The following is an 11,724-nucleotide window of genomic DNA, read 5'->3' as shown; positions in this document are numbered from 1 at the left end:
GGCCCGCCATGATCGCCGCAGCGCTCGCCGACTGGGCGACCGGACCGCTCGACCCGCCGGCGGCGGTCCGGCGGGCCGCGCTACGGCACCTGCTCGACGGCCTTGGCACCGCCCTGGCCGGCCGGCGCGGCGGCACCGTCGACCCGGCGCTGCACGTCGCCCGCGACCTCGGCGGCCCACCGGAAGCCACCCTGCTCGGTGGCCGGGACACGATCGGTGCCCCCGCCGCCGCGCTGGCCGCCGGCGCCATGGTGCACGCGCTCGACTTCGACGACACCCACGCCGCCGGCCTGGTGCACGCCACCGCCGTGGTGCTGCCCGCCGCCTTCGCCGTCGGCGAGCAGGTCGGCGCCAGCGGCCGCGACGTACTGCACGCCGCCATCGCCGGGTACGAGACGGTCTGCCGGGTCGCCGCCGCCGCCCCGCACGGCTTCCACGCCCGCGGCCTGCACGCCACCATGGTCGCCGGGGTCTTCTCCAGCGCGCTGGTCACCGCCCGGCTGCTGCGGCTGGACGCCGCCCGCGCCACCGACGCGCTCGGCATCGCCGGCAGCCAGGCCGGCGGGCTGCTCGCCTTCCTGCACACCGGGGCGGCCACCAAACAACTGCACCCCGGCTTCGCCTCGCACGCCGGCATCCTCGCCGCCCGGCTCGCCGCCGCCGGCGCGGCCGGCCCGGCGAACGTCTTCGACGGCCCGCACGGCGTCTTCGACGCCCTGGCCGCCGGCCCCGTCGACCCGGCGTCGATCATCGCCGGCCTCGGCCAACGCTGGGAAACCCTCCGGATCGGCATCAAGCCCTACCCGGCCTGCCAGCTGTCGCACGCCGCGATCGACGCCGCCCGCGCCGCCCGCCGCCAGCCCGGTTTTCCCGCCGACCCGGCCGCGATCGCCCGGATCGACGTCGACGTGCACCCCGACTCGGCACCCACGGTCTGCGGGCCCGGCCGGGACCTGACCCGGCCGGCCACCCCGTACGCGGCGAAGTTCTCGCTGCCGTGGAGCGTCGCCGCGACACTGCTCGACGGCGACCTGACCACCGCCAGCTACCGGCCCGACGTCATCGACCGCGCCGACGTGACCGCCCTCGCGGCCCGGCTGCACTGGCGGATCGTCGCCACCGGTGGGCACGCCGCCGACGCCCCCGGTGCCGTCGTGGTCACCCTGGCCGACGGCACGACCGTACGCGGCGCGGTGCCGCGCAGCGGCGGCGGCCCGGACACCCCGCTGACCGACGACGAACTGGCCGCCAAGTTCCTCGGCAACGCCGGCCCGGCCGGCGCGCCCGTCGTCGACCTGCTGCGCCGCCTCGACGACCTCGACGACCTCGACCCGATCATGGCGGCGCTGGCCGCCGCCGGTGACTGACCAGGGAGACGCCCGTGCCGCCCGCCGCGATCCGACCCGCCGACTTCCCCTGGTTCCCGTACGACGGGTTCACCTTCTGCCTCGGGCTGGCCGACGGCGACGCCGCCTGGACCTCCGGGCACACCGCCGCCGCGCTCGACACCACGCTCGGCAAGATGACCGTCGGCGGTGACCTGGCCACCCAGACCGCCACCGCGTACCGCAAGGTGCTGACCATCCTGGAAGCCGCCGGCTACGGACCGGCCGACGTCACCCGGGTGACCGAGAACGTCACCGTGGCCGGCCTCGACGACTACGCCGCCGCGGCCGCCGTGCGCGCCGAGGTGTTCGGCGAGCACCAGCCGGTGGTCCGTACCGTCGTGGTCGAGCGGCTGGTCCGCCGGGCCGCGCTGATCGAGATCGAACTGCACGCCGTCGGCGGCGGCGGCCAGTTGCTTGTCGCCAGCGAACCGCGAGCCGCCGGCAGCTGGGTGCCCTCACCGGTGCGCGGCGGCCACGACGGTGCCGTCTACCTGCCGACCATGCTGCCGGTCGACGCCACCGGCGAGGTGGTCCACCCGGGCGACTTCGTCAGCCAGTACGCGTACTGCCTGGACCGGGCGCAGGACCTGCTCGTCGCCGCCGGTCTGTCGCTCGACGCCGCCGTCACCACCTACGACTACTCCACCCCGGCGACCCGAGAGGTGTACCGCAGAACCCACCGGGTCCGCGCCGAACGGCTCGGCGGTGCCGGCGTCTACCCGGGAGCCGGTGGCATCCTGATGAGCCGGCTGCACCATCCCGATGCGCTGGTCGCGATCGACGTCACCGCGTCGCGGCATCCGCTGGAACTGGTCAACCCCGGCTGGTCGCGGTACGACTCGCTGACCTACGCCCCCGGGGTGAAGGCCGGCCGGACCCTGTACATGTCCGGTTTCGCCGCCCTGGACATGCGGACCCAGCAGGCACTGCACCCCGACGACATCGGCGCGCAGGCCGAGGTGACCTACGGGGCGATCCGCGAACTGCTCGACCACGCCGGGCTCGGCCCGCAGGACCTGGTGGAGACCACCGAATTCTGCGTCGCCTCGGCGATCGGCGACTACCGGGCGGTCGCCGGGGTACGCGAGCGGCTGCTCAGCCCGCCCTGGCCGGCGTCGACCGGGGCGATCTGCGCGGCGCTGCTGCGCCCCGAGTTCCTGCTGGAGGTCTTCCCGACCGCCGTCTACCCCGAGCCCGCCGACGAACCGGCCGAGCTGGCCGTCGACCGGGTCGAGCCCGCCGACGGGCCGAGCACCGCTGGAGGTAGCTGATGGGTCTGCTCACCGACGAGCTGCGGGCGCTGCTCGGCACCCGCAAGGTCTACACCGCGCCGGAGGCGCTCGGTGCGGCCGCCGGGCGCTACTTCGCGATGGCGGTCGGCGACGACAATCCGATCTACCGCGACGGCGACTACGCCCGGGCGCACGGCCTGCCCGGGGTGACCGCCCCGCCGACGCTGATCTGCGAGACCGGCCAGTACACCGGGCTGCCGATGGCCTCCGACGGCTACGCCGGCCACTCCTGGCACCTGGACGTGCCCGGCACCCGGCAGGTACGCGGCGGCAACACGTACACCTTCCACCGGCGGGTCCGTCCCGACGACGTGATCACCGCGACCTGGGAGATCCACGACCTGACCGAGAAACGCACCCGGGGCGGCGGCGACATGCTGGTCGTCGGCTCCCGGGCCACCTACACCAACCAGCACGGCGAACTGCTGGCGGTCAACGAGGAAACCATCATCCTGGTCGCGATGGGCGGTGATCCGACGTGATCGCGCAGGTCGGTGACACCCTGCCGGGGCTGGAACGCACCATCGCCCTGGCCGACATGGTCGCCTACGCCGGCGCCACCTGGGACTGGTACCGGTTGCACTACGACCCGGAGTTCGTGGCGGCCGCCAAGGTGCCCGGCCCGGTCGTCGACGGCCAGGTCTTCGGCGCGCTCTTCGTCGAACTGGTACAGGACGCCTTCGGGCCGTACTGCTTCGTGCGGCAGCTCTCCTTCACCTTCCGCAACCTGATGTTCGCCGGTGAGACGGTGCGTTGCACAGGCACGGTGGTCAAGGTCGACGGCGACCGGATCGAGGTCGAACTGGCCGCCGTCATCGCCGCCAGCGACTACGGCCCCGAACGTCCGGCGGCCCGGCCGGCCCGGGCTGTCGTCCTGCTCGGCACCGCCGACGGACCAGGCGCGGGCACCGCCGACGGTGTGCCGTGACCGGGCGGGACCGGGCGGCGGTGGCGATCGTCGGGGCGGCCGAATCCGACCTCGGGGTCACCACCGCGTCGACGCTGACCCTGCAGACCCAGGCGGTCACCCGGGCGTTGGCCGACGCCGGGCTCACCCTCGCCGACGTCGACGGGCTGGCCACCACCGGCATCTCCCGCTTCTCGACCACCGCGCTCGCCGACCACCTCGGGCTGCGGCCCCGCTGGGTCGAGGCCAGCTTCGTCGGCGGCAGCGCCGCCGAGATGATGGTGGCCCGCGCCGTGCAGGCCATCGACGCCGGCCAGGCCAGCGTCGTGGTGGTCAGCTTTGCCTCCAACCAGCGGTCGGCGCGCTCGCGCAGCCTCGCCGGGGTGATCGAGGAGCACACCCCGGAGGCGCAGTTCGAGACGCCGTACGCGCCGCTGTTCCCGATCTCCTACTACGCGATGGCCGCCCAGGCGTACCTGCACCGCTACGGCGGCAGCCCGGAGCAGCTGGCCGAGATCGCCGTCGCCGCCCGCGAATGGGCCCGGCTCAACCCGGCCGCCTACCGCCACGGTGCGCCGCCGCTGACCGTCGACGAGGTGCGGGCCGCCCCGACGGTCTGCACCCCGCTGACCGTCGCCGACTGCTGCCTGGTCACCGACGGCGGCGGCGCGATCGTGCTGACCAGCGCGGACCGGGCCCGTGACCTGCGCCGGGTGCCGGTCGCGGTGCTCGGCTACGGCGAACGCTCCACCAACACGTCGATGACCGCCGCCGACGACATCCTGGACACCGGGGCCCGCGAGGCCGGCGCGGAGGCGTTCGCCCGGGCCGGGATCACCGCCGCCGACGTCGACGTGCTGCAGGTGTACGACTCGTTCACCATCACCGCCGCGCTCAGCGTCGAAGCTCTCGGTTTCTGCGGCGAGGGCGAGGTGCTCGACTACATCGCCGGCGGCCGGATCCGCCCCGGCGGTGACCTGCCTCTGGACACCTCCGGCGGCGGGTTGTCGTACTGCCACCCCGGCCAGTTCGGGGTGCTGCTGCTGGTCGAGGCGGTCCGCCAGCTGCGCGGCGAGGCCGGTGCCCGGCAGGTGCCGGGCGCGCGGATCGCCGTCGCGCACGGCACCGGCGCGATCCTGTCCACCCACGCCACCGTCGTGCTGGGGGTGTCGTGATGAACCCGCTGCCCGAGGTACCACCCGCCGACGACCTGACCGCCGACTGGTGGCAGGCGACCTGTGAACACCGCCTCGTGCTGCAGACCTGCACCGGCTGCGGTCACCATCAGCATCCGCCCCGCGCGGTCTGCGTCCGCTGCGGCGACACCACGCGGCTCGGCTTCACCGAAGCCAGCGGCGACGGCACCGTCGACACGTTCACCGTCGTGCACCGGGCGCCGCGCCGCGACCTGGCGGTGCCGTACACCATCGCCCGGGTCCGGCTCGCCGAAGGCCCGCTGCTACTCACCCGCCTCGACGGCTTCAGCCCCGGCACCGGGCCGGACGATGACGCCGACGATGCCGGCTGGCGGATCGGCGACCCGGTCACCGTCGACTGGGTCGACCTGCCCGACGGCCGCGCCCTGCCGGTCTTCCGTCGACCCACGCCACGCCGACCCACGCCGGCCGATCCCCGCTGAGCCCGCCGACCACCCAGGAGACCCCGATGGACTTCACCCTCACCGAGGAACAGCGCGAGTTCCAGCAGCTGCTGCGCTCCTTCGTGGACCGCGAGATAATCCCGGTGGCCCGGGAATGGGAGCAGACCGGCCGCTACCCGACGGAGATCGTCAAAGGCATGGCCGACATGGGCCTGTTCGGCGTCACCGTCCCCGAGTCCTACGGCGGCCTCGACCTCGATCCGGTGTCGTTCGCCCTGGTCTTCGAGGAGATCTCCCGGGGCTGGATGGGCATCGCCGGCATCCTCGGCAGCCACTCGCTGGCCTGCCGCATGATCGCCATGCACGGCACCGAGGAGCAGAAGCAGGCGTACCTGCCCGCTCTGGCCACCGGTGAACGGCGCACCGGCATCGGGCTGACCGAACCCGACGCCGGCACCGACCTGCAGGGCATCCGCACCACCGCCCGCCGCGACGGCGACCACTACGTGGTCAACGGCACCAAGATCTGGATCACCAATGCCCGGTACGCCGACCCGCTGCCGGTCCTGGTCAAGACCGACCCGCAGGCCAGCCCGGCACACAAGGGCATGAGCATCCTGCTGATCGACGCCGACCTGCCCGGCTTCACCGTCACCAAGGACATCCCCAAACTCGGCTACAAGGGCACCGAGTCCTGCGAGATCCTGCTCGACGACGTCCGGGTGCCCGCCGACCGGCTGCTCGGCGGCGTCGAAGGGATCGGTCTCAAGCAGGCGCTGTCCGCCCTGGAATGGGGCCGGGTCAACATCGCCGCCCGGTCGGTCGGCATCGCCCAGCGGGCCCACGAGGAGGCCCTCGGTTACGCCCGCCAACGTAAGGCGTTCGGCAAGCACATCGCCGAGTTCCAGGCCATCCAGCTCAAGCTCGCCACCATCGCGACCCAGGTGCAGGCGGCCCGGCTGATGGCGTACTGGTCGGCCGACGCGGTCCGCCAGGGTCGCGCCGACGCGCAGACCGGCATGGCGAAGATCTTCTGCTCGGAGGTCGCCCTGGAGGCCGCCATCGACGCGATGAAGATCCACGGAGGTTACGGCTACTCGACCGAGTTCGAAGTGGAGCGGCTGTACCGCGACGCGATCCTGATGAGCATCGGCGAAGGCACCAACGATGTGCTGCGTACCGTCGTGGCGAAGGCCCTCGTACGTGGCGAGGTGACCGTCTGATGGGCGACCCGGTGCCCCCCCGGTCCTACCTGTACGTGCCCGGCCACGCCGCCGACAAGCTGGCCAAGGCGGCGCGGCGCGGCGCCGACGCGCTGATCGTCGACCTGGAGGACGCGGTGCCGCTGGCCGGCAAGGCCGCCGCCCGCGAGGCCGTCGTCGGCTGGCTCACCGCCGGACCCGGCGACCTGCCGATCTGGGTACGGGTCAACTCCGGCCCGCTGCGCGACACGGACCTACGGGCCGTCGCCGGCCAGCCGGGGCTCACCGGCGTGGTACTGGCCAAGGTCGGCACTGCCAGCGAGGTCGCTGCCGCCGCCCGGGTGCTCGCCGACGCCGCCGACCACGACACGCTGCTGATGCCGATGGTGGAGACCGCCGCCGCGCTGCTCGACATCGCGGCCATCGCCCGGCAGCCCCGGGTGTACCAGCTGCAGCTCGGTGAGGTCGACCTGGCCGGCGAACTCGGCCTGGAACCGGGCGCCGACGACGCCGAACTCGCCCCGACCCGCAGCCAGGTCGTGGTGGCCAGCGCCGCCGCCGGCATCCACCCGCCGGTCGGCCCGGTTTCCCGGATCACCGCCGACGAGGCGGCGCTGGACGCCTCGACCCGCCGGCTGCGCCGGCAGGGCTTCGTCGGCCGGGCCTGCATCCACCCGAACCAGCTGCCGGTGGTGCATCACGTCTACACGCCGACGGCCGCCGAGATCCGGGCGGCCCGCGACACCATCGCCCTGCTCGAGGCGGCCACCGCCGACGGCACTGGCGTGATGCTGGACGCGGCCGGCCGGCTGGTCGACGCGGCGGTGCTGCGTGGCGCCCGCCGTACGCTGACCCTGGCCGAACGGGCGGGCCTGGGATGAGCGGCGGCAACCGTGCCCCACGCGCTCCACGGCCGGAGCAGGTCGACCTGACCGCGGCGCGGCATCCGTGGCAGGAGGTGCCGATGCCCGGTGCCAACCTCGGTTTCCACCTCACCCGGCTGGCCTCCCGGTCGGGGGCGTTCGTCGTGCACGGCCACTTCCCGCCCGGTTTCTCCCGCGACGTCGCTGGCGGCTACCTTGTCGACGAGGAGTTCGTCGTGCTCGCCGGGGAGCTGCACCTCGGTGACGCCACCTACCGGCGTGGCGACCTGACCTACATCCCGGCCGGCGCGGTCCGGACCCGGATGACGGCACCCGGCGGTGCCACCGTGCTCGCCTGGTTCGGCGGCCCGGCGGTGTTCCATCCCGCCGACGCGCTGCCCGCCGGTGCCGCGCCGGTCGCCGAAACCGTCCACCTCGGACCGGGAGCCGCACTGCCGGACCTGCCCGGTGCCACCTGGACGCCCGGCGATCAGATCCCCGGCGGGGCCACCGGGGACGTGGTCAGCGCCGACCTGTCCGGCTGGCGGCGACTCGGCACCGGACCGGCACCACGGCCGGGCGACTACGTCCGAGTGGAGAAGTAGCCGGATGGGCGCTCCGGTCTTCACCCAGCGGTGGCTCGGCATGCAGGGCATCTTCGGCGGCTTCGTCCTCGGCCGGGTCGTCGAGGCCGCCGACAGCGTCGACGGCTTCGCCCCGCAGGCCGTCACCATGCACTTCGTGGCCGGGGTGCGCCCCGGTCCGGTGGAGCTGATCACCGAGACGCTGCACCGGGGCCGGTCCACCGCCAGCCTGCGGATCACCCTGGCCCAGCAGGGCCGGGCCCGGGTGCATGCGCTGGCGTCCCTGGTGCCGGTCGGGCAGGAGTTCAGCTGGCGTCGTCGCGAGGATCCGGCACCGTGGGGCGACCCCGAGCAGTTGCCGGCGTACGCGCCCCGGCACCGGCCGCTGGCCTACAGCGCCCAACTGGACGTGCGGGCCGCCGGCCCGCCGAGCCTCACCGACGGCACCGCCGCCTGGGTCCGCATCTCGCCGCAGACCGATCTGGGTGAGACGCTCGGCCCGCACGCCGTCGCCTCGGTCTACCTCGACGCGCTGCCGCCGGGGCTGTTCGCCCTGGCCGAGCCGCCGCACTTCGTGCCCTCGGTGGACTTCACCATCCACTTCGCCCCCGACCTCGGTGACGTCGCCGGCCAATGGCACCACGTGACCAACCGGACGGTCTGGTCGACGGCCGGCTTCTGCGTCGACGAGTCGACACTGCACGACCGGGCCGGTAACCCGATCGCCCAGCTCCGTCAAGGTCGGGCGATCCAGTGGCGGGATCCGCGCCCCGACCGGGTGCAGGCCGACGCCGCGTCGCCGGGAGCCGCCGATGGCCGGTGACAACCGGATCCTCGCCGGCCTCGACCTGGACGCCACGTTTCTCGCGGAGGAGCATCGGGCGCTGCGCACCCTCACCCGCCAGGTGGTCACCCGCGACATCGTGCCCGCCGCGCCCGACTGGGAACGGCAACGGCGGGTGCCACCCGCAGCCTTCGCCCGCCTCGGTGAGCTCGGCCTGCTCGGGTTGTCGTTTCCGCCGGAGCTCGGCGGCGGGGGTGCCGGCGTCCGGGGCGCGGTGGTGTTCAACGAGGAACTGGCCCGGTCCACCTTCGGCGGGGTGGCCAGCTCGGTCGGTACCCACACCGACTTCTCGGCGCTGCACCTGGCGCGCGCCGGCACGGCCGGGCAGATCGACCGTTGGCTGCCGGGGATCCTGGCCGGGCGTACCGTCGCCGCGCTCGCGGTGACCGAACCGGACGCGAGCTCCGACCTGACCCGGCTGGCGGTACGGGCCCGCCGCAACGGGGACAGCTATCAGCTCGACGGCACCAAGACGTTCATCACCAACGCCAACATCGCCGGGATCTTCCTCGTCGTGGCCCGCACCGGCGGACCCGGTCGGCACGGACTGTCGCTGTTCGCCGTCGAACGAGACACCCCCGGCCTGGCCAACGGGCGCACCTTCGACAAGTCCGGCTGGCACAGCTCCGACACCGGCGAACTGGTCCTCACCGGCTGCCGGGTGCCGGCGTACGCCCGGATCGGCGCCGAAGGAGACGGCTTCGCGCTGATGATGGCCGGCCTCGACCACGAGCGGCTCTGCCTGGCCGCGCAGGCGGTCGGGCTGGCCGAGGCGGCGTTGGCCGCGGTCCTGGCCTCGGTGCGGCTCCGACCCGCGTACGGCGGGGTGCTCTGGGACAAGCAGGCGATCCGGCACCGGGTCGCCGACCTCGTCGGCCGGCTCGCCGCCGGCAAGACGCTGCTGTACCACGCCGCCACGCAGGCCGACCGGGGTGCCGACACGCGGGCGTACGCCGCCGTGCTCAAGTCACAGCTGCCGGAGCTGGCCAACGAGATCGCGTACAGTGCGGTGCAGTTTCTCGGCGGTGCCGGGTTCGTGCAGGACGGACCGGTGGAGCGGATCGCCCGCGACGTGCGGTTCCTGGCCATCGGCGGCGGCTCCACCGAGGTGATGCGCGACGAGGTGGCCCGCCTGCTCTGACCAGGCACGCACAGTCCTCACTACCTGGCGATCAGACTTCAGGCGCGTCAAGAAGGTCGCTGGATGCTGGCGGCATCCGAAGGATCTTGGTGAAGCGGGTGCGGACATCCTGATCGGCGATCTTGAGTAGGTCGTCGAGAGCCGCCTGCATCGCCAGACTGGGCTGCGTGGGCTGCCTGTGGTCCTCCCACGCGGTGACGGTCGAAGTGGCGACGCGAATCCGTTCGGCGAACGCTTCGACGCTGAGCCGCAATGCCTCTCTCAACGCGAGAACTTCCTGCCTGCCCCATCGAGCGATCGTGAGCGCGCATTCACAGCCGGCTGAACTGGCCATCCATCCGTCAGCCGGATACGTCGGCGCGGCTGCCTGACGGCGTCGCAGTCTGTCCTGTTCGGCGGCCCACGTTCGATGTGCCCGGAGCGTGTTGACCAGGGTGTGGAGCTTGTCGAACGCATCCACCAGCGTTCCTCCGGCGCCAAGTTCGCGATCGGCTCGTTCCCAGAAGCTACGGGGTATTGATTCTCGGCCGATCTCTACATTAGCTACTGCACTTCGGGAGTAGGCGGTCCGCTTGGCGAGGGCAGCCTGGGTCATGCCGGCTGCCTTGCGCCAGTGAGCTAGTCGACGACCCAACGATTTTTGCACCTCGCGAATCTGTTCAGAAGTAACCGTCCCGAGGGCCGAGTCCATTTGATCACCTGTCTCGTCTGCCGAGAAATGCGTACGAGTGCGACCTGTCGCCGTTTTGCGTCGCGGCCTACTGTCCGATAGTGATGCAGCATCGTACGATGTAGGCAAGTGTCAGGCCGCGATGCCTACGTGGACTCGCTGGTGGCGCATAAGGGAGGATCAACGCATGGCCGGTTTCACTCCACCGACGCCTCGGTCTCGCCGTCTCGGCAGGGAGCTGCGGCGACTACGCGAGGCACGCAGTCTCACGCAGGGAGACGCGGCCAAGCTGCTCAAGTGCTCGCAGCAGCGGATCGCCCGTATCGAGTCCGGCGACATCAAGCCGCGTCCGCGCGATGTGCTGGAGATCCTCGTCGCCTACGGCGTCCCACACGACGAAGAGCACGGGCTGGCGCTCCGTAACATGGCCGAGCAGGTGCGGGAACAGGGCTGGTGGCAGCGGCTCAACACGCTGCCGGCCCGCTACGCCACGTTCATCGCCTACGAGGCTGAGGCTACGGATCTTCGGCAGTTCCAGCCGACCCTCATCCCTGGGCTCATCCAGACCCGCGCGTACGCCGAATCGGTGATCCGCATCGGTCGGGAGACCGACCAAGAGGAGATCGTTCAGCGTGTCGAGGCGCGTCTCAAGCGTCAGGAGGTGCTGACGCTGCGCCAGCCGCCGCTTCGGCTGCAGGCGACCATCACGGAGCAGTCGTTGATGTTGGAGGTCGGCGACGTCAATCTTCGTCGCGAGCAACTGGACCACCTCATCAAGGTCTCCGCGCTACCCAACGTCACCGTGCAGGTCCTGACGCTCGCCGCCGGTGCCCACCTCGCCGTGCACGGTGGGTTCGAGGTCCTGACGTTCGTGGATGGTGATCCGCCTCTTGGCTACATTGAGACCCTGGCGGGAGAATTGTTCCTGGAGTCGCCAGAGGAGATTCGGCGGCTCACGGGCGTGTTCGATCACCTGCTCTCCCTGGCGCTGTCGCCCAGGGAGTCGATCCGATTGATTCAGGAGAAAAAGGATGGACTCGGTTAAGTGGTTCAAGTCCAGTCGATCCGGCAACAACGGGTCGTGTGTGGAGGTCGCTGACCTGGGCGGGAACGCTGTCGGGGTAAGGGACACCAAGGCCCGGGGGCAGGGGCCGATCCTGACGTTCACACAGGTTGAGTGGCAGGCGTTCATCGGTGGCGCGAAGCTCGGGGCGTTCGACTTGACCGACTGAC

At 72.3% G+C, this 11,724-nt stretch carries 14 protein-coding genes and 1 pseudogene; 13 read left to right on the top strand and 2 right to left on the bottom strand.

All coding sequences use genetic code 11. The features are described from left to right. Nucleotides 1-8 precede the first annotated feature (8 nt). The 11 genes from O7608_RS24405 to O7608_RS24355 are packed head-to-tail and all read left to right on the top strand — an operon-like array spanning nucleotide 9 to nucleotide 9,821. Nucleotides 9-1,367 (top strand): MmgE/PrpD family protein, encoded by a 1,359-nt coding sequence (locus O7608_RS24405; RefSeq protein ID WP_281554293.1) that lies wholly within the window; start codon nucleotides 9-11, stop codon nucleotides 1,365-1,367. 14 nt (nucleotides 1,368-1,381) lie between these two features. Next, nucleotides 1,382-2,659: a RidA family protein gene (locus O7608_RS24400; protein ID WP_289206803.1), complete on the top strand. Its 1,278-nt coding sequence runs from the start codon at nucleotides 1,382-1,384 to the stop codon at nucleotides 2,657-2,659. After that, nucleotides 2,659-3,162, top strand: a complete 504-nt coding sequence (locus tag O7608_RS24395) for an FAS1-like dehydratase domain-containing protein (protein WP_281554295.1) — start codon at nucleotides 2,659-2,661, stop codon at nucleotides 3,160-3,162. Before O7608_RS24400 ends, O7608_RS24395 begins: the two co-directional genes overlap by 1 nt. Next, nucleotides 3,159-3,608 carry a MaoC/PaaZ C-terminal domain-containing protein gene (locus tag O7608_RS24390; RefSeq protein WP_281554296.1) on the top strand — a complete coding sequence of 150 codons (450 nt, stop codon included), beginning with the start codon at nucleotides 3,159-3,161 and terminating at the stop codon, nucleotides 3,606-3,608. Before O7608_RS24395 ends, O7608_RS24390 begins: the two co-directional genes overlap by 4 nt. Further along, nucleotides 3,605-4,762, top strand: a complete 1,158-nt coding sequence (locus tag O7608_RS24385) for an acetyl-CoA acetyltransferase (RefSeq protein WP_289206802.1) — start codon at nucleotides 3,605-3,607, stop codon at nucleotides 4,760-4,762. Before O7608_RS24390 ends, O7608_RS24385 begins: the two co-directional genes overlap by 4 nt. Beyond that, the gene (locus tag O7608_RS24380) at nucleotides 4,762-5,226 is read left to right on the top strand and encodes a Zn-ribbon domain-containing OB-fold protein (RefSeq protein WP_281554298.1); all 465 of its coding nucleotides are present in this window, start codon (nucleotides 4,762-4,764) and stop codon (nucleotides 5,224-5,226) included. Before O7608_RS24385 ends, O7608_RS24380 begins: the two co-directional genes overlap by 1 nt. Nucleotides 5,227-5,252: 26 nt before the next feature. Continuing rightward, nucleotides 5,253-6,410, top strand: a complete 1,158-nt coding sequence (locus O7608_RS24375; protein WP_281554299.1) for an acyl-CoA dehydrogenase family protein — start codon at nucleotides 5,253-5,255, stop codon at nucleotides 6,408-6,410. After that, complete coding sequence (locus tag O7608_RS24370) at nucleotides 6,410-7,270, top strand: HpcH/HpaI aldolase/citrate lyase family protein (protein ID WP_281554300.1); 861 nt, start codon at nucleotides 6,410-6,412, stop codon at nucleotides 7,268-7,270. The genes O7608_RS24375 and O7608_RS24370 overlap by 1 nt, the downstream gene beginning before the upstream one ends. After that, nucleotides 7,267-7,857: a hypothetical protein gene (locus O7608_RS24365; RefSeq protein WP_289206801.1), complete on the top strand. Its 591-nt coding sequence runs from the start codon at nucleotides 7,267-7,269 to the stop codon at nucleotides 7,855-7,857. The genes O7608_RS24370 and O7608_RS24365 overlap by 4 nt, the downstream gene beginning before the upstream one ends. Before the next feature lie 4 nt (nucleotides 7,858-7,861). Further along, nucleotides 7,862-8,659: a thioesterase family protein gene (locus O7608_RS24360; RefSeq protein ID WP_281554302.1), complete on the top strand. Its 798-nt coding sequence runs from the start codon at nucleotides 7,862-7,864 to the stop codon at nucleotides 8,657-8,659. After that, nucleotides 8,649-9,821: an acyl-CoA dehydrogenase family protein gene (locus O7608_RS24355; protein WP_281554303.1), complete on the top strand. Its 1,173-nt coding sequence runs from the start codon at nucleotides 8,649-8,651 to the stop codon at nucleotides 9,819-9,821. The genes O7608_RS24360 and O7608_RS24355 overlap by 11 nt, the downstream gene beginning before the upstream one ends. 31 nt (nucleotides 9,822-9,852) lie before the next feature. On the opposite strand, the gene O7608_RS24350 is transcribed toward O7608_RS24355, so the two are convergent. Continuing rightward, complete coding sequence (locus O7608_RS24350) at nucleotides 9,853-10,281, bottom strand: helix-turn-helix domain-containing protein (RefSeq protein ID WP_281554304.1); 429 nt, start codon at nucleotides 10,279-10,281, stop codon at nucleotides 9,853-9,855. Continuing rightward, nucleotides 10,282-10,512 (bottom strand): annotated as a pseudogene (locus O7608_RS32025) (helix-turn-helix domain-containing protein); the annotation flags it as partial. Nucleotides 10,513-10,678: 166 nt separating this feature from the next. Between O7608_RS32025 and O7608_RS24345 the strand changes: the two are divergent. Together O7608_RS24345 and O7608_RS24340 are read left to right on the top strand one after the other, a co-directional pair. Next, nucleotides 10,679-11,536 carry a helix-turn-helix domain-containing protein gene (locus tag O7608_RS24345; RefSeq protein ID WP_281554305.1) on the top strand — a complete coding sequence of 286 codons (858 nt, stop codon included), beginning with the start codon at nucleotides 10,679-10,681 and terminating at the stop codon, nucleotides 11,534-11,536. After that, complete coding sequence (locus tag O7608_RS24340) at nucleotides 11,523-11,723, top strand: DUF397 domain-containing protein (RefSeq protein WP_281554306.1); 201 nt, start codon at nucleotides 11,523-11,525, stop codon at nucleotides 11,721-11,723. Before O7608_RS24345 ends, O7608_RS24340 begins: the two co-directional genes overlap by 14 nt. Nucleotide 11,724 lies beyond the last annotated feature (1 nt).

The organism is Solwaraspora sp. WMMA2056 (genome assembly GCF_030345095.1).
In the GTDB taxonomy this organism is placed as follows: domain Bacteria; phylum Actinomycetota; class Actinomycetes; order Mycobacteriales; family Micromonosporaceae; genus Micromonospora_E.
The sequence above is the reverse complement of the archived record's forward strand: the minus strand, read 5'-3'. Positions and strand labels throughout refer to the sequence as shown.

What these genes read in the sequence shown, in the direction of transcription:
- O7608_RS24405 (WP_281554293.1), top strand. Translation starts at nt 9, where the DNA reads ATGATCGCCGCAGCGCTCGCCGACTGGGCGACCGGACCGCTCGACCCG.
- O7608_RS24395 (WP_281554295.1), top strand. Translation starts at nt 2,659, where the DNA reads ATGGGTCTGCTCACCGACGAGCTGCGGGCGCTGCTCGGCACCCGCAAG.
- O7608_RS24380 (WP_281554298.1), top strand. Translation starts at nt 4,762, where the DNA reads ATGAACCCGCTGCCCGAGGTACCACCCGCCGACGACCTGACCGCCGAC.
- O7608_RS24375 (WP_281554299.1), top strand. Translation starts at nt 5,253, where the DNA reads ATGGACTTCACCCTCACCGAGGAACAGCGCGAGTTCCAGCAGCTGCTG.
- O7608_RS24370 (WP_281554300.1), top strand. Translation starts at nt 6,410, where the DNA reads ATGGGCGACCCGGTGCCCCCCCGGTCCTACCTGTACGTGCCCGGCCAC.
- O7608_RS24365 (WP_289206801.1), top strand. Translation starts at nt 7,267, where the DNA reads ATGAGCGGCGGCAACCGTGCCCCACGCGCTCCACGGCCGGAGCAGGTC.
- O7608_RS24360 (WP_281554302.1), top strand. Translation starts at nt 7,862, where the DNA reads ATGGGCGCTCCGGTCTTCACCCAGCGGTGGCTCGGCATGCAGGGCATC.
- O7608_RS24355 (WP_281554303.1), top strand. Translation starts at nt 8,649, where the DNA reads ATGGCCGGTGACAACCGGATCCTCGCCGGCCTCGACCTGGACGCCACG.
- O7608_RS24345 (WP_281554305.1), top strand. Translation starts at nt 10,679, where the DNA reads ATGGCCGGTTTCACTCCACCGACGCCTCGGTCTCGCCGTCTCGGCAGG.
- O7608_RS24340 (WP_281554306.1), top strand. Translation starts at nt 11,523, where the DNA reads ATGGACTCGGTTAAGTGGTTCAAGTCCAGTCGATCCGGCAACAACGGG.